This window comes from Neisseria sp. HMSC074B07, from assembly GCF_001810355.1.
In the GTDB taxonomy this organism is placed as follows: domain Bacteria; phylum Pseudomonadota; class Gammaproteobacteria; order Burkholderiales; family Neisseriaceae; genus Neisseria.
In genome coordinates, this window is sequence record NZ_KV800985.1 from 47,617 (window position 1) to 47,913 (window position 297).

General features: G+C 56.6%; 1 CRISPR repeat array.

Features of this window, described 5'->3' with window-relative positions:
• A CRISPR array of direct repeats spans nt 1–296; the repeat unit is 29 nt; unit sequence AGCCGCCTTCGGGCGGCTGTGTGTTGAAA.
• Nucleotide 297 lies beyond the last annotated feature (1 nt).

Consider the following 297-nt stretch of genomic DNA (forward strand, 5'->3'; position numbering starts at 1 on the left):
AGCCGCCTTCGGGCGGCTGTGTGTTGAAACGACAAATACTCCTCTCAAACGGGCTTGGGCTGTTGTCCAGCCGCCTTCGGGCGGCTGTGTGTTGAAACAAGCAATCCGCCAAGAAGTCGTCAAACACTTGCAACCAGCCGCCTTCGGGCGGCTGTGTGTTGAAACTATGCGGAGCATGGTGGCAGTTTTGTTGGGATGTCCAGCCGCCTTCGGGCGGCTGTGTGTTGAAACAAAAGCTCGATGTCGGATTTGACGTCAACCTTTACCAGCCGCCTTCGGGCGGCTGTGTGTTGAAAC